Raw genomic sequence first — 20,101 nt, forward strand, 5'->3', positions numbered from 1 at the left:
CTCCTCGGGTGCGGTGGGTTGCGGTGTGATCCATCAGCCGTGCGTTCGCATCGGCTGTGGCTGCGGACTAGCGTAGTCGTGTGCCTGTTTCCGCAGCACTGACAGTTCATGCCCAAGGCGTGGAGCGGCTCCTGGCCAGCTACCGCGCCATTCCGCCGAACGCGTCGGTCCGCCTGGCCAAGCCGACGTCCAACCTCTTCCGCGCCCGCGCCAAGAGCAATGCACCCGGGCTGGACACCTCCGGGCTGACCGACGTGATCTCGGTCGATCAGGCCGCCAAGACCGCCGACGTCGCCGGCATGTGCACTTACGAAGACCTGGTGGCCGCGACGCTGCCCTACGGACTGTCCCCGTTGGTGGTTCCGCAGCTCAAGACCATCACCCTCGGCGGCGCGGTCACCGGCCTGGGCATCGAGTCGGCCTCGTTCCGCAACGGCCTGCCGCACGAGTCGGTCGTCGAGATGGACATTCTGACCGGCTCCGGCGAATTGATCACCGCCAGCCGGGAGCAGCATCAGGACTTGTTCCGCAGCTTCCCCAATTCCTATGGCACCCTTGGCTATTCGGTCCGCTTGCGGATCGAGCTGGAACCGGTCAAGCCCTTCGTGGCACTCAAGCACCTCAGGTTTCACGCGCTGGCCGACCTGGTCGCCGCGATGGACCGCATCATCGAAACCGGTGGCCACGACGGCACTCGCGTCGACTATCTGGACGGCGTGGTGTTCAGCGCCGACGAGAGCTATCTGTGCCTGGGCATGCAGACCTCGGCGGCCGGCGCGGTCAGCGACTACACCGGCCAGGACATCTACTACCGCTCGATCCAGCACGATGACGGCATGAAGGATGACCGGCTGACCATCCACGACTACCTGTGGCGCTGGGACACCGACTGGTTCTGGTGTTCGCGGGCGTTCGGTGCGCAGAATCCCAAGATCCGCCGATGGTGGCCGCGGCGCTACCGGCGCAGCAGCTTCTACTGGAAGCTGATCGGCTATGACCAGAAGTTCAACATTGCCGACCGCATCGAGGCCCGTAACGGCCGCCCGCCGCTGGAACGGGTGGTCCAGGACGTCGAGGTGCCGATCGAGCGTTGCGTCGAATTCCTGGACTGGTTCTTGACCACTGTTCCCATCGAGCCGCTGTGGTTGTGCCCGCTGCGCCTGCGCGATCCGGCGGGCTGGCCGCTGTATCCGCTACGCGCGGGACACAGCTACGTCAACGTCGGATTTTGGTCGTCGGTGCCCGCGGGGCCGTCCCCGGGGCACACGAACCGCCTGATAGAGGAGAAGATCAGCGAGTTCGATGGGCACAAGTCGCTGTATTCCGACGCGTATTACGGCCGCGAGGAGTTTGACAATCTCTACGGCGGCGAAACCTATAAGACCGTAAAGAAGACCTACGACCCGGATTCACGGCTGCTGGACCTATATGCAAAGGCGGTGCAACGACAATGACGACCTTCCGTGAAGGCGAGGCGCATGCGCCTCGGAAGCTCAGCCTGGCCGAGATCCTCGAGATCTTCACCGCAGGCGGCGAATTACCGCTGAAATTCACCGCTTACGACGGCAGTAGCGCCGGGCCCGCCGACGCGCAACTGGGACTGGATCTGCTCACCCCGCGCGGCACCACTTATCTGGCCACCGCCCCGGGTGACTTGGGTTTGGCCCGGGCGTACGTGTCCGGCAATCTCGAAATGCACGGCGTGCATCCCGGTGATCCATACGAGCTGCTGCGCGCACTCTCCCACAATCTCGACTTCAAGCTGCCGCCGCCGCGGGTGCTGGTCGACATCGTCCGTTCGATCGGCATCGAGCACCTGAAACCGATTTCGCCGCCGCCTCAGGAGGCGCTGCCGCGCTGGCGCCGCTTCGCGGAAGGCCTGCGACACAGCAAGAAGCGCGACGCCGAGGCGATCCATCACCACTACGACGTGTCAAATACGTTCTACGAGTGGGTGCTTGGGCCGTCGATGACGTACACCTGCGCCTGCTACCCCAGCGCTGATGCCACGCTGGAAGAGGCGCAGGAAAACAAGTATCGGCTGGTGTTCGAGAAGTTGCGCCTCCAGCCGGGTGACCGGCTGCTCGACGTGGGTTGCGGCTGGGGTGGCATGGTGCGCTATGCGGCACGGCACGGGGTCAGAGCGATCGGCGCCACCCTCTCACGCGAGCAGGCCGCCTGGGCGCAGAAGGCCATCGCCGAAGAGGGCCTGGCCGACCTGGCCGAGGTGCGCCACACGGACTACCGCGACGTACTGGAGAGCGGGTTCGACGCGGTGTCCTCGATCGGTTTGACCGAGCACATCGGCGTGGCGAACTACCCCGCGTACTTCGGCTTCCTGAAATCCAAGCTGCGCGTCGGCGGGCTGCTGCTCAACCACTGCATCACGCGCCCGGACAACAAGACCGGCGCGAGCGCCGGGGGTTTCATCGACCGCTACGTGTTTCCGGACGGCGAGCTGACCGGCTCCGGGCGCATCATCACCGAGGCTCAGGATGTCGGCTTCGAGGTGGTGCACGAGGAGAACCTGCGCCACCACTACGCGATGACGCTGCGGGACTGGTGCCGCAACCTCGTCGAGCACTGGGACGAAGCGGTCGAAGAAGTCGGCCTGCCCACCGCCAAGGTGTGGGGTCTGTACATGGCCGGGTCGCGGCTGGGCTTCGAGACCAATGTCGTTCAGCTGCACCAGGTTCTGGCGGTCAAGCTCGACGAGAAGGGCGGCGACGCCGGTCTTCCGTTGCGCCCGTGGTGGACGGTCTAGCCGCGACAGGCGCTGGTTGCTAGACGCGTCGGTACAGCTTCACCGACACCGCGCCGAGCCACGCCCACACCACAACGACGGCCGCGGTGAACACGAGAATTGCCGTCGTACCACCCTGTCCCGACGCCAGGCCTGCGAAGCTGGCCGCGAAGAACGCCCCGGTGATGCGCGAGAACCACGCCCAATGCCGCTGCCCGTCCCGGGCGAATACCGTGCCGTACACAAAACACGCGGCGACAAGGCACGCGAAACCGACTGCCGCAACGGCGAAATGCACCGCGCCATGCCAGCTCAGCTCGCCGACTCCCGACGGTGTCCCCGGCGGAAAGCCGTCAGACGGATCTGCCCGGAAGACGCCGGCGAGGATAAGTGCGACACCGTAGCCGCCGACTAAGCCCGCCGCCCAGGCGCCCAGGCGCAGTGGCCTCAGCGCCCGTCGCATTCCCAACGCCGCCGCAACCGTCATCGCACCGGTGAGCACGAAGTTCGCGATCTGGATCCAGCCGAGACTGCCGTTCGTCAGTTGACTGACCGAATGACGGGTGGGATCGAAGCCGTCACGCGTCGCCGCTTGCGCCGCCGCCGTCACGACGTATATCGGTCCCGCAATGACGCCGTAGCCGAGCAGCGACTTGGTGATCCGAACGTCGAGGGGTGGGCAATCGGTCGTGGTCACGGCGTGTCTCCCGTCCTAGAAAACTAGACCGTCCAGTACTCTAGAACTAGACGGTCTAGTTCGCAATGGAGGCAGCGTGACCGAACCGACGTTGGGACGTTCTGCGCAAAAGCGGCGTGCGATCCTGTCGACCGCCCAATCACTCTTTTTGACCAACGGCTATCAGGGCACCAGCGTCGACCAGATCGCCGCCGGCGCCGCCGTCTCGAAACAGACCGTCTACAAACACTTCGGCGACAAACACGAACTGCTGGTGGCCATCGTGAATGAGACGCTCGGCGACACGATGGCACCGATCTTGGATCGCATCGCGGCGCTGGCCGACACCACCGACATTGACACCGACCTGACGAATCTGGCGCGCGACTACATCAGCGCAGTGCTGCAGGACCCTGTCGTGCAGTTACGGCGGCTGGTGATCGGTGAGGCGAACCGGGTGCCCGAATTGGCACAGGTCTATTACGAACAGGCACAGGGACGTTCGCTGAACGCCTTCACTCAAGCGTTCGCCCGTCTGCAAGACCGGGGTTTGCTTACGATCGACGAACCTGCCTTGGCAGCAGAGCATTTCGCGTTCTTGGTGATCGGCCGTTGCGTCGACCAGGCGCTGTTCCTCGGCGCCGGGAGCGTGCGGGCGGACGCCGACGTGGACGAACTGGCAGAACACGGGCTGCGGGTGTTCCTGGCGGCGTATCGGCCTCGCGGGGAACTAGCCGCTACATCGGTGCCGACCCGGGCAGCTGGCCGCAGCGAGTCTTGATGTTCAGCAACGGTTGTCGGATTCCGGTGATGTCGGCCGCTGTCTGCGGGTTGGCGGCCATGTAGGCCTTGACCCGGGCCAGGACTTGCGCTCGGGGCACACCGGCCAGGCTGGTGAAGAACGCATTCACGTCGGGATGGGTGAACAGGTACGCCGACGTCGCGGCCTGCACACCGGTCCGCACACCCTCCAGGTCGGCCGCGGTGCAGTTCGGCGGCGGCGGTACATCGGGATCAGCTGCCGCAGAGGGAAGTTGGCCGAACATGGCCATGAAGATCGCCCCGCATCCGGCGAGCGCCGCCACAGTTCGACGAGTGTCGATGATCATGCACTGACGGTAAAGGCGCTGTCACACAAGCGCTTCACAGCACAGGCAACCCACAGTGCACCACGAGGTCGCGCACAGAACCCTAGCCGTCGATCTTGCGTGCGCCCAACTCGTTCTGCAGTAGCTCGAGCGCCACTTCCTCGGGATCACGCCGCGGGGCGGCGTCATCGTCGCGGCCGACCTCGGCGATCATGCTGTCCTCTTCGGCCCGCTGGCGATCGACCGGGTCGGGCTCGGGTTCGGGCGGCAGTGGTTGCTCAGCCTCCTGCGCGGGCTGACCGACGCCGACCTCGCACCGCACACGCCAATCCACGCCGAGCGCATCCTTCAGCGCGTCACGGATGACGTCGGCGTTGCGCTGTTCGCACAGTCGCTTGGCCAGCGGCGCCGACTCGTGGCCGAGGATCAGGGTGTTGTTCTCGACCGCGCGCACGATCGCGCCGGCCAGCATGACCTCGGTGGTGCGGCTGCGCTGACGGACCTTTTCCCGCACCGTCGTCCACATCGTGCGAACGGCGGCCGCACCCGGCTCACCGGCGGAGGTGGCCGGTGCCGCGGCGGGCTCGGTGGCCGGCGGCGGCGGGACGGTCGGCTCAGGTACCGGGTCGGGCTTGGCGACCGGCTCGGGCCGCGCGATCGGCTCGGGCTTGGCAATCGGCTCAGGCTTGGCGATCGGCTCCGGCGCAGGCCGCGGCGCCGGGGGCTCGGGAGCAGCCGCGGCAGGTGCGGCCGGAGCAGGCACTGAAGCAGGGGGTGCCGCCGCAGGTTGCTGCGTCTTGCGGACAAACTGCCGGGCGGGAGCCGCGGCCGGGGCACCCGAACTCAACTCGGCCTCACCGGCCGGGATCGAAATCTCCATCCGGGTTTCGATACGTTCGATGCGTTGCAGCAACGCCGCCTCGGTGTCACTGGCCGACGGCAGCAGCAACCGCGCGCACACCACCTCCAACAGCAGCCGCGGCGCGGTCGCACCGCGCATCTCCCCCAGCCCGGCGTGCACCACCTCCGCGTATCGGGTCAGTGTCGCCGGCCCGATCTTGGTGGCCTGCTCACGCATCCGCTCCAAGATGTCGTCAGGGGCATCCACGACGCCACGTGCCGCGGCGTCCGGAACGGCTTGCAGCACAATCAAATCGCGGAACCGCTCCAGCAAGTCGATGGCGAAGCGGCGCGGATCGTGCCCGGCGTCGATCACCGATTCCACCGCACCGAACAGCGCGGCTGCGTCTCCTGCGGCCAACGCGTCGACCGCGTCGTCGATCAGAGCCACGTCGGTAGCGCCCAAGAGCGCCAGCGCCCGCTGGTAGTGCACCTGATTGCCCTCGGCGCCGGCGAGCAACTGGTCCAGAACGCTCAACGTGTCGCGCGGTGAACCGCCCCCGGCCCGGATGACGAGCGGGTACACCGCGTCGTCGACGGCGACATTCTCCGACGCGATGATCTTCTCGATCAGCGAGCGCATGGTCTTGGGCGCCAGCAGCCGGAACGGGTAGTGGTGGGTGCGCGATCGGATCGTCGGCAGCACCTTCTCCGGCTCGGTCGTCGCGAAGACGAAGATCAGGTGCTCGGGCGGTTCCTCGACGATTTTGAGCAGTGCGTTGAATCCGGCGGTGGTGACCATGTGCGCTTCGTCCACGATGAAGATGCGGTAGCGCGACTGCGCAGGTGCGTAGAACGCCCGGTCCCGCAGCTCGCGGGTGTCGTCCACACCGCCGTGGCTGGCGGCGTCGAGTTCGACGACGTCGACGGAGCCGGGGCCGTTCGGGGCCAGGGCGACGCAGGAGTCGCAGACCCCGCACGGCGTCGGCGTCGGCCCCTGATCGCAGTTCAGCGAGCGGGCCAGGATGCGGGCCGAGGACGTCTTACCGCAACCGCGCGGCCCGGAGAACAGGTAGGCGTGGTTGATCTTGTGCGCCGACAGCGCGGTCGACAGCGGTTCGGTGACGTGCTCCTGGCCCACGACCTCGGCGAAGGTAGCCGGCCGGTACTTGCGGTAGAGCGCCACGGGTGAAGGCTACCGACCGTCGGTGACAGCCGTGGACCCCAGCAGCGACTCGGTGGCCGCAAGCAGCGCGCAGGTGGCCAGGCCGTCGACTGCGTCGGTCAGGTCCGGTTCCGGCGTGAACGTCGGGGCAATCCGAATGTTCTTGTCTTCCGGATCTTTTCGGTAGGGGAACGTAGCACCGGCTTCGGTGACCGCGATGCCGGCATCCTTGGCCAGCGCGACGGTGCGCTTGGCGGTGCCAGGTAGCACGTCCAAGCTGATGAAATAGCCGCCCTTGGGATCGGTCCAGGAAGCGATCTTGGAGTCCGTGAGGCGCTTGTCGAGGATGTCCAGGGCCAGCGCGAACTTCGGGGCGGCCAGCTGCTGGTGGCGGCGCATGTGCAGCCGCACCCCGTCGGCGTCCTTCAGGAAGAGCTGGTGCCGCAACTGATTGACCTTGTCGGGGCCGATCGATTTCTTGCCGGTGTGCTGCAGGAACCATGCGACGTTGCCCAACGATCCGCCGAAGAAGCTGACGCCGGCGCCGGCGAACGTGATCTTCGAGGTGGACGCGAACACGAACGGACGGTGTGGGTTGCCGGCCTGCTCGGCCAGACCCAACACGTCGACCTGGCGGGGAAAATCCATGGTCAGCGTGTGCACGGCGTAGGCGTTATCCCAGAACAGCCGGAAATCCGGTGCGGCGGTGCGCATTTGGACCAGGCGCCGGACGACTTCCCACGCGTAGGTGACGCCGGTCGGATTCGAGAAGACCGGCACATTCCACATGCCCTTGATGGCCGGGTCGGCCGCCACCAGTTCCTCGATGAGGTCGACGTCCGGGCCGTCCTCGTTGATCGGGACGGTGATCATCTCGATGCCGAAGCTCTCGGTGAGGCTGAAGTGGCGGTCGTAGCCGGGTGCCGGGCAGAGGAACTTGATGCCGGCCCCGCTCAGCTTGTCCTCGATCCACGGCCGGGGCGAGTCGACGCCGCCGTGCAGCAGCGAGTAGACGAGCGCGTCCTGCATCAGCTCCAGACTGGAGTTGTTGCGGGCGACCAGGTTGGGCACCGGAATGCCGAGCAGCTCACCGAAGATCGCCCGCAGACCCGGCAGACCGTTCGGGCCGCCGTAGTTGCGGGTGTCGGTGCCTTCTTCGTCGAGGTACTGGTCGCCGGGCAGGCTCAGCAAGGCGTTCGACAGATCGAGCTGCTGACTGGACGGGTTGCCGCGAGTCAGATTCAGCGAGAGCTTCTTGGCCTGGAGGTCGGCGTAGTTCCGCCGCTGCAATTCGTGCTGGGCTTGCAGCTCATCGGGGCCCAGGGAATGGAACGACACCGTGCGCCTTTCAAGAGGGGGACCCCGCGCACCCGCCAGAGCCCATTGACCCTTGCTGCCTTCCGGCCCTGGGGGAGTTCACAGGATAGACGCCGCGCGGGGTCCGTTGCGAGTGTAATACCCGCCGGGAGGTGCCCCGCCGCGGAGGCAGCAAGACGAGGTGAGCGAGCAGCCGGGGCGAGGCACCGTTCAAGTCGGCTACCATTGCCGACGGAGGATTCGCCTAGTGGCCTATGGCGCTCGCCTGGAACGCGGGTTGGGTTAACAGCCCTCAGGGGTTCAAATCCCCTATCCTCCGCACCTGATCCGGGGTGCGATCGGGGGGTTACGTGCCTGGTCGCACCCCGGATTTCACTGTGTAGGGAGAGAACATGGGGCGGAGTGGCATGGGGCGCGTCACCGCGACGGCACTTCATCTGGTGCTGTGGGTGCTGGCCGGCGCTCTGTACTTCCTGTTCGTCCTACCCCGGTGGTGGGAGCTGATGGGCGACACCACCCACACGCTGGGCACTGTCCTGCGCATCGTCACCGGCGTTCTGATCGCACTGGCCGCGCTGCCGGTGCTGCTCACCCTGCTGCGCAGCCGCAAGCCGGAGTATCGCACCCCGCAGTTGGCCCTACGGCTGCGGTTGTGGTCGGTGGTCCTGCACGTGCTGGCCGGCGTCCTGGTGGTCGGGACAGCGGTCGCCGAGATCTGGGTCAGCCTGGACAAGGGTGGCCCGTGGTTGTTCGGCGTATACGGCGCTGCCGCGGCGATCGCGGTGCTCGCATTGCTCGCCTTCCAGCTGGCCTACACCGCCGAGTTGCCGGCCAAGCCGGCGAAGCCCAAGAAAGAGAAGAAGGCGAAGAAGAAGCGCGGCGAGGCGGCCGAGGAAGCCGACGCAACCGAGGCAGTCGGGGCTGAGTCGACGACGGACACCGAGGGAGCCGCTGCGCCGGCCGTGAAGGACGAGCCCCCCGCCGAGGTGTCGGCCGACGCGGAACCCGAAGCCGACGCGGAACCCGATGCCGACGCGGAACCCGAAGCCGACGCGGAACCCGAACCCGAAGCGGCCGGTGCCCTGCGCAACAAGCGCCCGACCGGCAAGACGAATCATCGCCTGCGCCGGCGCAATCGCGGCAGCGTCGCGGTCGACGAGTAGAAACTTTCGAGTTCACCTAAACAACGGTCTGAACAGCGCACGCGCCCCTATGCTGAGCGAGTGCCCAACACTTCCCCCTATCGGGTCGTCCAGTGGACGACCGGCAATGTAGGTAAAAGCTCGGTTCAGGCGATCGCCACCAATCCCACCCTGGAACTCGTCGGCTGTTATGCCTGGTCAGCCGATAAGGCAGGACGCGATGTCGGAGAACTCGTCGGCATCGACCCGCTGGGCGTCACGGCGACCAACGACGTCGACGCGCTGCTGGCCCTCAAGCCGGACTGCGTGGTCTACAACCCGATGTGGATCGATGTCGACGAGCTGGTCCGCATTCTGTCGGCCGGCGTCAATGTGGTCGCCTCGGCGTCGTTCATCACCGGTCAGAACCTGGGTGAGGGTCGTGCCCGCATCGAAGAGGCCTGCAAGGCGGGCGGGTCTACGATGTTCGGCTCCGGGGTGAGCCCCGGCTTCGCCGAGCTGCTGGCAATCGTCGCCGCCACCGCCTGCGATCGCGTCGACAAGATCACGATCGCCGAGTCCGCTGACACCACCCTGTACGACTCCCCTGAGACCGAGCGCCCGGTCGGCTTCGACATGCGCATCGACGATCCCGAACTCCAGCCGATGGCGGCCAAAGGCACCGCGGTGTTCGCCGAAGCAGTGCAGCTGGTCGCAGATTCCCTCGGCGTCGAGCTCGACGAAATCAAGTGCGTGTCCGAGTATGCCCAGACCACCGAGGATCTGCCGATGGCGTCGTGGACCATCAAGGCCGGCCATGTGGCCGGTGTTTACGCAAGCTGGCAGGGCTTGGTCAAAGATGCTGCCGGACGGCAACGTACCGTCATCGACATCAACGTGCGGTGGAAGAAGGGCACGACGCTCGAACCCGATTGGCAGCTGGACGCCGACGGCTGGAAGATCACCATCGATGGGCGCCCAACGGTCAACATGCAGGTCGGCTTCCTGCCACCGATGGACATGATCGAGAACGCGAAGTCCCTCGAGGACTTCTTCGTGCTCGGCCACATCATGACGGCGATGCCGCCGATCCACGCAATCCCCGCTGTGGTCGCAGCCCCACCGGGCATTGCGACCTACAACGATCTGTCCCTCCCGAAGGCCCGCGGCGTGGTGCCGCGGGCCTAGCGGGCTAGATGCAGGCGGCCCCGCTCACGAATCCGAACGGACCGGTGGCCTGCACGCAGGCTGAAGGGGGCCCGTAGTACGCGGGACCGTAGTAGGGGCCACGCCAGTCGCCGTTGTCGTGGTCGTCCCACTCCCAACCGTCGTGGCCGTGGCCATGTCCCGGGTCGGCGTAGGCAATGCCGGCGCCGACGCCGAGGCCGGCCAGGCCGAGCCCGGCGGAAAGTGCCGCTGCTGCTGCGATCTTTGTCAGTGTCATCGTGTTCATCCCTTACGACCTCAAACGCCCCGACCCCGTCACACACGCCTCTGCAACGTAAGGCATTTTAGTCGAATTCCCGGATGCGCCAACGACTTAGGGATGGTGAACTCGTCGAGCGTTTGCTCGGCGGCCGCGACGACCGAGCCTGCCCGCCGACCGTCGAGGTAGGCGGGCCGCATGGATCGTTGCTACTCCGGGGCGATGTTGTTCGGATTCGCCGTCGGCAGTGTGAGGCCGATGTCGGAGATATTGATGACGCCGAACGCCGTGAACCTCTCGTACGCCGTGGCCGAGCTGGTGATCTGCAGCGTCAGGTCATCACCCGGGTCAACCACGTTGTAGACGATGTTCTCCATGTTGACCGACGCCGTGTGAATCCCGCCGTCCAGCGTCACCGCCACAGGTGTCACAAGGTTGCCCACCACCAAGCCGGTCTTGTTGTCGACGAGCTGGGCATAGACAAATCGGCTGGTGCCCAGACCTTGATATTGGAAGCTCACAGTGGGCGCCCCCACGTACTTGGTGCCGACTTGAGTCGGAACTGCGACGTTGATCGCGTTACTCGCCGTGGACGCCAGGCCCAGCGAGTACGGGATCGAGGCCTGCGGCGCCGGTCCTGAGCCACCGACGATCGGAACGATACCCAGCGTGCCGCCCGACGCCCCGGTCACCGCCTCATACGGTGTATCGAACAACGCGCTGCCCGCCGTCGGCAGGTAGTCCGACTTGAACCAGTTCCCATACTGATCGGTGAACTGGAAGTTGGGAATGCTGGCCGGCGTCGAGGTGGGCGGGTGGCCGTCCCTGACGTAGTAGTTCAGCCAGGCGAACGTCGAGGCCAGGTTCGGGTTGTCGTCTGCGGTGTCCGGATTGGTCAAGCACACGCCGTGGCCGCCGCAGAACCAGATCATCTTCACCGGTGTATTCCACTGGTTGGCGGTGATCGTCTGCGCGTTGTCAATCGCCTGCTGCAGGGTGAACAACACGTCGACCGTGCCCTGGATCAGCAGTGTCGGCGCCTTCAGCTGGTTCAGCAGCGAGGTCGGCCCGGCGCTGGCCAGGAACGCCTGCGCGGTGTTGCTCAGAACGCCGAGAAGGTCTCCGGTGACGATGCCCTCATAGATCAGGTTGTTGATCCGGGACTTCGACAAGACCAACGACAGCAGCAGCAGCGACGCGTAGGCGGTCTTGAATGAACCGTCGGGGTACAGCGAATTGTTCAGTGAGTTCCACGAGATTCCCGGAACGATGGCATCGATGCGCGGATCGGTGGCAGCGCTGGTGAGCTGGATCCCGCCGCCGTAGGAGCCGCCGACCATCCCGACTCGAGGGTCGTTTCCATCGAGCAGCGAATTATCGAGCCCGGCAACCCAATCCAGAATCGACGAGACGTCACGCGCCTCGAAGAACGGACTGTCGAGCTGCAGGATGCCGCCGGAGGCGAACTCGCCGCGGGGGTCCCAGGTGACCACGTTGTAATCGCCGCGCAGTAGAGACACGCCCGGGGTGAGCCCGCCGATGCCGTACTGCGTGTACGGATCGGTCTGGCCCGGCGTCGCCAGACCAGGTCCGTCGAGAATCGTTGGCGCCATACCGGCCGTGGTGAGACCGGACTTCGGGAACCAGTTGACACTGATCGGCGTGTGGTCGAAGGACGACACCATGTAGGTGTAGGCAACCGGCGCGGTGGCAGCTTGCAGCACACCCGTCGAGTCGAAGGTGGCGATCTGCGAGTATCCGATGATCGGCGCCAGCAGGTCGCCCAGGACCGGGGTCTGGTGCAACACGACGATGACCTGACCGGCGAGGCCACCGAGCAGCGGAATACCTTGCAGCAGTTGGTCGAACTGCGTCTGCTGGGCGACCAGGATCTTGAACTGCTCGTTAACCGCCCCGCCGAGGGCAGACTGGTAGGGCAGATAGCTGAAAGTGCCCGGCTGGTAGTTGGAGTCGCTGGGCGCGGAGAAGGTGATCTTCCCACCCAGACTCGGACCGCTGATCAACGTGTAGGTGAGGCCGGACGCGCCAGTGGCGTTGGTGGTGCCGTCGACGATGCCGTCATTGATGACCAGTACCGGATTGACCGTGATCGGATTGCTCGCCAGCGCCGACGCGGTGGTCCGGCGCTCGAGCGCCGCGTAGGCCAGCGCCAGCGGCGACTCGATTGGCAGCGTCGGCAATCCGCCGGAGAACGGGTCGAGCACACCATGCAGTGCGGTGGTCAGCACTGCGGAAATCGCGTCCGGCGACGGCAGCACGGGAAGTCTGGGCGCGAGCGACGCGACCGACGTCACCGACGCGGCAGTTGACGACGCCGCCGGCGAGCTCCCGCTGACGGTGCGGCTCTGGGCACCCGGCGACGATCCCGAGGAGTTTGCGGTCGAATCGGTGGAAGTCGTCGTCTGCGCGGACACCGAAGAGCCCGCGAGCGACGGGGTGGTCCCGGCCTTGGAATGCTTCGCGCCGGTCTTGGCACCGCCGACGCCGACCGCCTGACCCGGCCCGGCAGCCGTCCGCTTCGACGTTCCAGTGGCGCCGGACGGCCCCTTCGAGCCGGTTGGCGACGAGGCCGAAGCTCCGCTCGTAGAACTCGAATTCGAGCCTGCCCCGGACGATCCCGTCGACCCGTCCGCCCAGGCGACGCCGTACCCCGTGGAGAACACCGCGGCGCCCACTCCGAGAGCCACCGCCAACCCGCCAACCCGACCGACAAACCTCGAAGCACTCATGACGTTCTAACCTCCCGACCAACGGCGAAAGCGCCTCAGCGGAGGGTAAGCCCGCAAACGGGCGCGGGATCGCGAAACGCCGAAAGTGTCAGCAAGTAATTTGCTGAGCTGACAAAATTAGCTGAGTCGCATTGAGCGCCAAAGAATCAGGCGTAGTCGAAGTGCGTCGAGCCCATGCCGTCGGGTGTGGTGTAGTCGAGGTACACCGGGCCAATCTGGTACGGGATGTACCCGGTGTTGATGAGCCCGCTCGTGATCACCAATGGCGAATTGAGCGAGTTGACGGTGTAGGAGTACAGCAGCACGCCGTCGGTGGTGTACACCGAAATCCTGACTCCCGAGTTCACATATGTGTACGGCTTGGATGGGTCTGTCGGGTTGGCCACCTGGTGGGTGTTCGACAGACCTACCTGGGACTGGAGGATCGTTCCGTACACGCCGCCCGAGTCGATGATCGCGGGGACCGTTGTCGGGGAACCGTTGTTGATCGCGACGTTCAGATAGGCATCGGGCGCGCCGGCTACCGACGTGCGGGTCGGCAGCGGATTGGGGCCGAAGACCATCACGCCGGCCAGACCGAGCAGCAAGCCCTGATAGAGGAACACGCCCTGGCTGAGGTCACCCGGCAGCGCCGTGGTCGGAAGGCCTTGCGGACCGGGACCCGCCGCGTTGGCGCCGATCCCGAGCACGCCGGAGGCGCCACCAAGCTGGTTGAAGAAGGCCAGGGCCTTCTTTGCATCGGCGGCGTCGACGATGTTGACGCCGGTCGGTCCGGAGACGATGCCGTTTCCGAAGTCGACCGTCGTCGTGTAGGTCGTGTAGGCGTAACTGAGCCCACCGCTGTAGCCGCCCGTACCGGTCCGGGTCGGCGACCCGAGGGGTACGGCGTCACCCACCGAGGCCCGGGTAACGACCAGTCCCGACGAGCCGGTGTCGACGAGCACCGGAATGCTGGGGCCGCCGTTGATCGTGATGTAGACGATCGGTTCGGTCGTCGAGCGCATGGACACCGGGACCACGGCGTAGACGCGGCTGTTGAGCGCGACGGTGCCGACAGCGTTCTGTACGGATGTGATCGCGCCGGTCCCCTCGAAGGCGCCGACCAGCGGGAGCAACAGTGCGGTGCTGTTGAGTGCGGTGGTGGCCAGCGTCGGCAGTAGCAGCGCACCGAGCAGACCAACCCCGGCAAGTTCGTGCACGATCGGAATGCCGGCGGTCGTGGCGTAGAGCGACTGCGCAGGTGTTATCGAGCTTCCCCAGGTATTCAGCGCCAACGCGGCCTGCGACAACAGAACCTGCGGGACGATCGACACCAGGCCCGCGGCGATGTTGCCGCTACCCCACGTCTGTTGCTGCAACTCCGATTGCGCCTGGGCGATCTGCTGCTGGGCCAGGCTCACCGCGACACTCGCGACCACCGGCGGCGTCGACGGCAGGAACGAAGTGGTGCCCGGCGTCGCGTTGGCGGCGGCGGGCGTGATCGTCACGGACGCCGCAGGCACGCGAGCGGAATGCCCGGTCGTCGCCGGGCTCGGCACGGCGGCAGCGGTCGTCGTGGTCGTCGTGGTCTCGATGGCCGCAGTGTCGACGGCGGCCGCCGCGACAGGAGCGTTGCTAGCCGCCGCAGATGATGCCTTGCGCGAGCTGACGTTTCCGCCTGACGAGGTCGCGGCGCCGTTGCGCGCCGAGTGTCCGGTGGCCTTCTTCGTGGCGGTCGAATCGGTGCTGTTCGACGACGTTGAGCTGCCCTCGGAGTTACTCGCCGAGGCCTTACCCGCACCCGATCCGGCCCCGGTCTCCGCATAGGCGACAGCTGACCCGCTGGCCAGCGCGGCGCCGACACCCAGGGCCACGGCACCGGCGCCCAGCCACGCGTATGGCTGGCGACGGCGTTGCCGAGCGCGGTGTGCACCCCGTTGGCTGTGCCTCATGGTTCCCCCTGTATTCCAACCGCAATCGCCTAGCTGAGATTCTCCTAAGCGAGTTTGCTGAGTGTCTACCACAATTTGCCGCGGCGGCAATAGCCAACCCGCCCGATGATCACGACATTGATCGAGCGGTCACGCCCGAGATTCGATTCAACCCCTAGTTGGCGAATTGCAGCGTGATCACCGCGTCGCCGGCAATGACCTGGCCTGGCGCCGGTATCTGCGCGGCGATCTGATTCTTCCGGTAGGGCGAGTTCGGCAGGTCCGGGGCCTTCGAGAGGACACCCGTCCACCCCAGCGTCCGAAGCGCCGGTTCGGCGTCCGTCCAATACATACCCCGCAGTTCCGGCATGACGATGACGGCCTGGGGATGCGCTGTCACCGTTCGGGTCGGCGCCACCGTACTGGTGACCGGGGATTCAGTCGCGGCAACGGGTCGCCCGCCCAATGCGCACGCCCCGACAAGGCACGCCGTCGATGCCAAAATGATCAGTGCGGGTAGCGATTTCACGTCTTTGGGTTGCCGTGTTCGTCCCAGTTCTCCGCCACCTTCTTGCTCGGCTGGACGCGCGGAGGTTCGCCCGGCATCTTCGGGTAGCTCGGCGGGTAGGGCAGGTCGCCGAGACCGCGCTCCTCGTCGGCGGCGACCATTTCCAGCAGCGAATCAATCGAGTGCGCAACCGAATCCATCTCAGCCATCGGGTCGCCACGCTCGGCGATCAACGCCGGGACGGTCGCGATGGTGAAGTCGTCGGGGTTGGCGTCTGCCAGCTCCCCCCACGTCAGCGGCGTCGAGACGGTGGCGATCGGCGTGGCCCGGACCGAGTACGCGCTGGCAAAGGTACGGTCGCGGGCATTCTGGTTGTAGTCGATGAAGACCCGCTGGCCGCGCTCCTCCTTCCACCACGAGGTGGTCACCAACTCCGGTGCCCGGCGTTCGAGTTCACGCGCCAGCGCGATCCCGGCGCGGCGCACGGCGATGAAATCCCAGTCCTGCCGGATCCGCACGAACACGTGCACACCACGTCCGCCGGATGTCTTCGGATAGCCGACCAATCCCAGCTCATCGAGCACCGGCTTGAGATAGTCGACAGCGATGGTGCGCGCTTCGACGAACCCGGTGCCCGGCTGGGGATCGAGGTCCACCCGCAACTCATCGGGATGATCGGTGTCGGGGCAGCGAACCTGCCACGGGTGCAACGTGACTGTGCCCATCTGCGCGGCCCACACGATCGCCGACGGATGGGTCACCTTCAACGCGTCCGCGGTACGCCCGGACGGAAACGTCACCCGGCAGGTCTCCAGATAATCCGGGCGCTTTTCGGGCACCCGCTTCTGGTAGATCTCCTCGCCCTCGATGCCGTCCGGGAACCGCTGCAGGTGAGTCGGCCGGTCGCGCAACGCAGTCAACATCGGCCCGCTCGCAACGGTGCGGTAGTAGTCGACGAGCTTGCCCTTGGTGCCGTTCGACCCCAGTTTGGGGAAGTACACCTTGTCCGGGTTGGTGAGCCGGACGGCGATACCGTCGACGTCGACCTCTTCGGCCTTGGACGCCATCAGCGTGACGGGTTGAATTGAGGTCTGCTCACGCTATTCAACCTACTAGCGCAACGCCAACCAGCACACGAGACGAGAATGAACCGATGCAGTTGCCCGTCAATCCCCCGGTGTCGCCGATGCTCGCAAAGGCAGCGCGGACCATCCCGCCCGACGCGTCCTACGAGCCGAAGTGGGACGGTTTTCGGTCGGTGTGCTTCCGAGACCGTGACGACGTCGTGCTGGGAAGCCGCAATGAGAAGCCGCTGACCCGATACTTCCCGGAGTTGGTCAGCGCCGCTCTTGCCGAGTTGCCGGAGCGCTGCGTGATCGACGGTGAGATCGTCATCGCCACCGGTGAGGGCTTGGATTTCGAGGCGCTGCAGCAACGGGTCCACCCCGCGGACTCGAGAGTCCGGATGCTCGCCGCGAAGACGCCCGCAGCATTCGTCGCGTTCGATCTGCTCGCGTTGGGAGACGAGGATTTCACCGGCCGGCCGTTCAGCGAGCGGCGCGCCGCGCTGGTGGAGGCGTTGGCAGACGTCGGGCCGTCGTTTCACGTCACCCCCGCCACGACCGATCCGGCGACCGCGCAGCGGTGGTTCTCCGAATTCGAGGGAGCCGGGCTGGACGGAGTGATCGCAAAGCCGCTGACGATCACCTACCAACCCGACAAACGGGTGATGTTCAAAATCAAGCACGAGCGGACGGCTGACTGTGTGGTTGCCGGTTACCGAGTGCACAAGTCGAGCGACGACGCCATCGGGTCGTTGCTGCTCGGCCTCTACAACGACGACGGGGTGCTGGCGCCGGTGGGCGTCATCGGCGCATTCCCGATGGCCGAGCGGCGACGCCTATTCAACGAACTGCAGTCCCTGGTAACGCAATTCGAGAATCATCCATGGAACTGGGCAGCACTCGAGTCGGGCGAACGCACACCACAGAAGAATGCCGGGTCGCGATGGAACGCCGGCAAAGATCTCTCATTCGTTCCGCTGCGGCCCGAGCGCGTGGTCGAGGTGCGCTACGACCACATGGAGGGTGAGCGGTTCCGGCACACCGCTCAATTCAACCGCTGGCGGCCCGATCGCGACCCGCGCTCGTGCACCTACGAGCAGCTCGAGCAACCAGTGACCTTCAGCCTCAGCGACATCGTGCCCGGGCTCGGTTAGTTAGTCACTCAGCGCCGCGATAGCGGCTTTGAGTTTGTCGGCGACTTCCTGGGCGACCGGCTGCAGTTGTGGTTCTTCGGTCACGTCGACGAGCAGCTGAGGGTTCATCGCCTCGACGAGAGTGCTGTCCGGGTCATCGGGGTTGCTCCGCACCACGACATTGCACGGCAGCAACAGGCCTATCTGGCGGTCCACCTCGATCGCCCGGTGGGCCAATGGCGGGTTGCAGGCACCGAGGATCAGGTAGTTCTCCATGTCCTCGTTCAGCTTGTTCTTCATCGTCGCCTTCACGTCGATTTCGGTGAGGACACCGAAACCTTGATCGCCCAACGCCTTTCGTGTTCGAGCAACTGCATCGTCGAAGGGCATTCGAAGGGTGGCCGCCAATGCGATACTCATGATGTCTCCTTTGTCGACCGGGCTATGCGAGTGCCAGGAACAGCTTTTCCAGCTCCGCCTCGGTCATCGGCTTGTCGGCGCCGGATCCTTCACCGGCGACGCATTCCCGCAGTCCGGTGGCGACGATCTTGAAGCCGGCCCGGTCGAGCGCGCGCGAGACCGCCGCCAACTGTGTGACGACGTCCTTGCATTCGCGCCCCTGCTCGATCATCGAGATGACTCCGGCCAGTTGGCCCTGGGCCCGGCGCAGTCGGTTGAGCACCGCGTCGATGGCATCTTGGTCTCCGACCATGGTCATTTCCCTTCATTCCGCTGCTTAGTTCATATTACCCGCGGGGGTATCACAGGTCGACACAACCGCCGCTACGGCACCAGCATTCCCGGGCCGGCGACATCTTGCTGCAGTATACGCCTGGGGGTATGGTAACGGGCGGATCCGGTATACCCACCCAGGTATGCCCACGCTCGGGAATATATACCCTATGGGGTATGTATCTATGGGTGACGGGCCGCCCCCGCGGCGGCCGAGAAGGACCGAAAGGAACGCCCATGATCTTGGAGCAGTACTACATCGAATGCCTGTCGCATGCGTCCTACCTGGTCGGTGACGAGACGACCGGCCGCGCGGTCGTGGTCGACCCACGCCGCGATATCACTGACTATTTGGCCGATGCGAAGAAGTACGGACTGTCCATCGAAGGTGTGATCAACACCCACTTCCACGCCGACTTCGTCTCCGGACATCTGGAACTGGTCGATGCGACCGGCGCGTGGATCGGCTTCGGCGAGGCAGCCGAGACCGACTATCCGATTCGCCGGCTGGCCGACGGGCAGCACCTGTCACTGGGCGAGGTGGACCTCGAGATCCTGTCCACCCCGGGCCACACCTGGGAATCGATCAGCGTGCTCATTCGCGAGCGCACCGGGGCCGATCCCGTTGCCGTGCTGACCGGCGATTCGCTGTTCATCGGCGACGTCGGCCGACCGGACCTGGTGAACATCGGGGACAGCACGACCAGCGAGTTGGCCGCGGCGATGTATCACACGATCCACGACAGGCTTCTCCAACTACCCGACAGCGTGGCGGTGATGCCTGCCCACGGGGCCGGGTCGTCGTGCGGGAAGAATCTTTCTGCGGAACTTATTTCGACCATTGGCGAGCAACGCATCAGCAATCCGTCGGTGCAGCCGATGAGTGAACAAGCCTTCGTCGAGCTGATCACGTCAGGACAGCCCGCCGCACCGGCGTACTTCGCGTCCGACGCCGCGATGAACAAACGAGTTCACCCCTTACTGAGGCCTGACCGCACAGTGCCCGAGATGACACCACGCCAGATTCGAGAGGCACTCGATTCCGGTGTGCGGATCGTCGATGCGCGCACCGTCGAGGATTTCGCCATCGGGCATCTGCGCGGGTCGATCAACGTCGGGTTCGACGGTCGCTTCGCCGAAACCGGCGGCATGGTGGCCGAGGTGGGCGAGCAGATTGCGCTGATCACCTATCCGGGTGAGGAGCAGCAGGCCGCGTTGCGGCTGGCACGCATCGGCTCAGACCACTCGATCGGGTACCTGAATGTGGGTCGCGACGGCCGGTTCCCCGCCGAACTTGCCGACTTGGTTCAGGTCGCAGCCCGGACCACCGCAACCGAGCTGGCTGACCTGCTCGCCGAGGATGCGGTAACGCTGATCGACATCCGCAACCCCGGTGAGCGCACTGGTGGTGCGATCGCAAACTCAATGCATATCCCGCTCGCCCAGTTACGCCTTCGGATCGATGAGGTTCCCACCGACAAGCCGGTCGTGGTGCATTGTGCGGGCGGCTGGCGCTCCAGCGTGGCGGCCTCACTGTTGCGGGCCAACGGCATTCGGAAAGTGTCGGACCTACAGGGCGGCTACAACGCGTGGGCCGAAGCGTACGCGACGTTGTGACCGCGGCAATC

The 20,101-nt window shown here is 65.7% G+C and carries 21 protein-coding genes, 1 tRNA gene and 1 other RNA gene; 11 read left to right on the forward strand and 12 right to left on the reverse strand.

Going from position 1 to position 20,101, the window contains the following annotated elements; translation table 11 throughout:
* The first annotated feature begins 80 nt into the window (after positions 1 to 80).
* Both AB431_RS27505 and AB431_RS27510 read left to right on the forward strand, forming a co-directional pair.
* Positions 81 to 1,454, forward strand: coding sequence for an FAD-binding oxidoreductase (locus tag AB431_RS27505; protein WP_047332619.1), 1,374 nt, complete (start codon positions 81 to 83; stop codon positions 1,452 to 1,454).
* Complete coding sequence (locus AB431_RS27510; RefSeq protein WP_047332620.1) at positions 1,451 to 2,764, forward strand: class I SAM-dependent methyltransferase; 1,314 nt, start codon at positions 1,451 to 1,453, stop codon at positions 2,762 to 2,764. The genes AB431_RS27505 and AB431_RS27510 overlap by 4 nt, the downstream gene beginning before the upstream one ends.
* Positions 2,765 to 2,783: 19 nt before the next feature.
* Here AB431_RS27510 and AB431_RS27515 read toward each other — a convergent pair whose 3' ends face one another.
* Complete coding sequence (locus AB431_RS27515; RefSeq protein ID WP_047332621.1) at positions 2,784 to 3,440, reverse strand: DUF998 domain-containing protein; 657 nt, start codon at positions 3,438 to 3,440, stop codon at positions 2,784 to 2,786.
* 76 nt (positions 3,441 to 3,516) lie between these two features.
* Between AB431_RS27515 and AB431_RS27520 the strand changes: the two genes are divergently transcribed.
* On the forward strand, positions 3,517 to 4,200 hold the full coding sequence (locus AB431_RS27520; RefSeq protein WP_047332622.1) for a TetR/AcrR family transcriptional regulator: 684 nt from the start codon (positions 3,517 to 3,519) through the stop codon (positions 4,198 to 4,200).
* Here the strand turns inward: AB431_RS27520 and AB431_RS27525 are convergent.
* The 4 genes from AB431_RS27525 to ffs all read right to left on the reverse strand — a co-directional run bounded on the left by AB431_RS27525 (position 4,157) and on the right by ffs (position 7,958).
* Entirely contained in the window at positions 4,157 to 4,528 is a 372-nt protein-coding gene (locus tag AB431_RS27525) for a heme-binding protein (protein ID WP_047332623.1), read from the reverse strand. The two genes, AB431_RS27520 and AB431_RS27525, sit on opposite strands and share 44 nt — an antisense overlap.
* A gap of 82 nt (positions 4,529 to 4,610) precedes the next feature.
* Positions 4,611 to 6,533, reverse strand: a complete 1,923-nt coding sequence (locus AB431_RS27530; RefSeq protein WP_047332624.1) for a DNA polymerase III subunits gamma/tau — start codon at positions 6,531 to 6,533, stop codon at positions 4,611 to 4,613.
* A gap of 9 nt (positions 6,534 to 6,542) precedes the next feature.
* Complete coding sequence (locus AB431_RS27535) at positions 6,543 to 7,850, reverse strand: aminotransferase (RefSeq protein ID WP_047332625.1); 1,308 nt, start codon at positions 7,848 to 7,850, stop codon at positions 6,543 to 6,545.
* Between the two features lie 13 nt (positions 7,851 to 7,863).
* An RNA gene (ffs, locus tag AB431_RS30220) (signal recognition particle sRNA small type) lies at positions 7,864 to 7,958 on the reverse strand.
* Positions 7,959 to 8,062: 104 nt separating this feature from the next.
* Between ffs and AB431_RS27540 the strand changes: the two genes are divergently transcribed.
* From AB431_RS27540 to AB431_RS27550, 3 genes are all read left to right on the forward strand, one after another.
* A tRNA-Ser gene (locus AB431_RS27540) sits at positions 8,063 to 8,148 on the forward strand.
* An 88-nt stretch (positions 8,149 to 8,236) separates the two neighbouring features.
* Complete coding sequence (locus AB431_RS27545; RefSeq protein WP_047332626.1) at positions 8,237 to 8,992, forward strand: membrane protein; 756 nt, start codon at positions 8,237 to 8,239, stop codon at positions 8,990 to 8,992.
* A gap of 60 nt (positions 8,993 to 9,052) precedes the next feature.
* The gene (locus tag AB431_RS27550) at positions 9,053 to 10,138 is read left to right on the forward strand and encodes a dihydrodipicolinate reductase (protein ID WP_047332627.1); all 1,086 of its coding nucleotides are present in this window, start codon (positions 9,053 to 9,055) and stop codon (positions 10,136 to 10,138) included.
* 4 nt (positions 10,139 to 10,142) lie between these two features.
* On the opposite strand, the gene AB431_RS27555 is transcribed toward AB431_RS27550, so the two are convergent.
* Positions 10,143 to 10,394: a hypothetical protein gene (locus AB431_RS27555; protein ID WP_144418385.1), complete on the reverse strand. Its 252-nt coding sequence runs from the start codon at positions 10,392 to 10,394 to the stop codon at positions 10,143 to 10,145.
* Between the two features lie 191 nt (positions 10,395 to 10,585).
* Positions 10,586 to 12,625, reverse strand: coding sequence for a CocE/NonD family hydrolase (locus AB431_RS27560; RefSeq protein WP_144418386.1), 2,040 nt, complete (start codon positions 12,623 to 12,625; stop codon positions 10,586 to 10,588).
* Here AB431_RS27560 and AB431_RS30660 point away from each other — a divergent pair.
* Both AB431_RS30660 and AB431_RS30665 read left to right on the forward strand, forming a co-directional pair.
* On the forward strand, positions 12,615 to 12,893 hold the full coding sequence (locus AB431_RS30660; RefSeq protein WP_052960414.1) for a hypothetical protein: 279 nt from the start codon (positions 12,615 to 12,617) through the stop codon (positions 12,891 to 12,893). The genes AB431_RS27560 and AB431_RS30660 overlap by 11 nt on opposite strands.
* 33 nt (positions 12,894 to 12,926) lie before the next feature.
* Positions 12,927 to 13,136 (forward strand): hypothetical protein, encoded by a 210-nt coding sequence (locus AB431_RS30665; protein ID WP_052960415.1) that lies wholly within the window; start codon positions 12,927 to 12,929, stop codon positions 13,134 to 13,136.
* Positions 13,137 to 13,272: 136 nt separating this feature from the next.
* Here AB431_RS30665 and AB431_RS29705 read toward each other — a convergent pair whose 3' ends face one another.
* Positions 13,273 to 14,613, reverse strand: coding sequence for a PecA family PE domain-processing aspartic protease (locus tag AB431_RS29705; RefSeq protein ID WP_052960416.1), 1,341 nt, complete (start codon positions 14,611 to 14,613; stop codon positions 13,273 to 13,275).
* Between AB431_RS29705 and AB431_RS30900 the strand changes: the two genes are divergently transcribed.
* Positions 14,603 to 14,932, forward strand: a complete 330-nt coding sequence (locus AB431_RS30900; RefSeq protein ID WP_047332630.1) for a hypothetical protein — start codon at positions 14,603 to 14,605, stop codon at positions 14,930 to 14,932. The two genes, AB431_RS29705 and AB431_RS30900, sit on opposite strands and share 11 nt — an antisense overlap.
* 279 nt (positions 14,933 to 15,211) lie before the next feature.
* On the opposite strand, the gene AB431_RS31360 is transcribed toward AB431_RS30900, so the two are convergent.
* Together AB431_RS31360 and ligD are read right to left on the reverse strand one after the other, a co-directional pair.
* Entirely contained in the window at positions 15,212 to 15,565 is a 354-nt protein-coding gene (locus AB431_RS31360) for a PASTA domain-containing protein (protein ID WP_235435775.1), read from the reverse strand.
* The gene (gene ligD / locus AB431_RS27580) at positions 15,562 to 16,611 is read right to left on the reverse strand and encodes a non-homologous end-joining DNA ligase (protein WP_047332632.1); all 1,050 of its coding nucleotides are present in this window, start codon (positions 16,609 to 16,611) and stop codon (positions 15,562 to 15,564) included. The genes AB431_RS31360 and ligD overlap by 4 nt, the downstream gene beginning before the upstream one ends.
* 86 nt (positions 16,612 to 16,697) lie before the next feature.
* On the opposite strand from ligD, the gene AB431_RS27585 reads away from it, so the two are divergent.
* Positions 16,698 to 17,762, forward strand: a complete 1,065-nt coding sequence (locus AB431_RS27585; RefSeq protein ID WP_047332633.1) for an ATP-dependent DNA ligase — start codon at positions 16,698 to 16,700, stop codon at positions 17,760 to 17,762.
* Here AB431_RS27585 and AB431_RS27590 read toward each other — a convergent pair whose 3' ends face one another.
* Together AB431_RS27590 and AB431_RS27595 are read right to left on the reverse strand one after the other, a co-directional pair.
* Complete coding sequence (locus tag AB431_RS27590) at positions 17,763 to 18,161, reverse strand: DUF302 domain-containing protein (RefSeq protein ID WP_047332634.1); 399 nt, start codon at positions 18,159 to 18,161, stop codon at positions 17,763 to 17,765. It lies immediately after the preceding gene.
* A 22-nt stretch (positions 18,162 to 18,183) separates the two neighbouring features.
* The gene (locus AB431_RS27595; RefSeq protein WP_047333857.1) at positions 18,184 to 18,453 is read right to left on the reverse strand and encodes a metal-sensitive transcriptional regulator; all 270 of its coding nucleotides are present in this window, start codon (positions 18,451 to 18,453) and stop codon (positions 18,184 to 18,186) included.
* A gap of 257 nt (positions 18,454 to 18,710) precedes the next feature.
* Here AB431_RS27595 and AB431_RS27600 point away from each other — a divergent pair, with 257 nt between their 5' ends.
* Positions 18,711 to 20,090, forward strand: a complete 1,380-nt coding sequence (locus AB431_RS27600; protein ID WP_047332635.1) for an MBL fold metallo-hydrolase — start codon at positions 18,711 to 18,713, stop codon at positions 20,088 to 20,090.
* Positions 20,091 to 20,101 lie beyond the last annotated feature (11 nt).

The sequence above is a fragment of the Mycobacterium sp. EPa45 genome, from assembly GCF_001021385.1.
Classification (GTDB): Bacteria; Actinomycetota; Actinomycetes; order Mycobacteriales; family Mycobacteriaceae; genus Mycobacterium.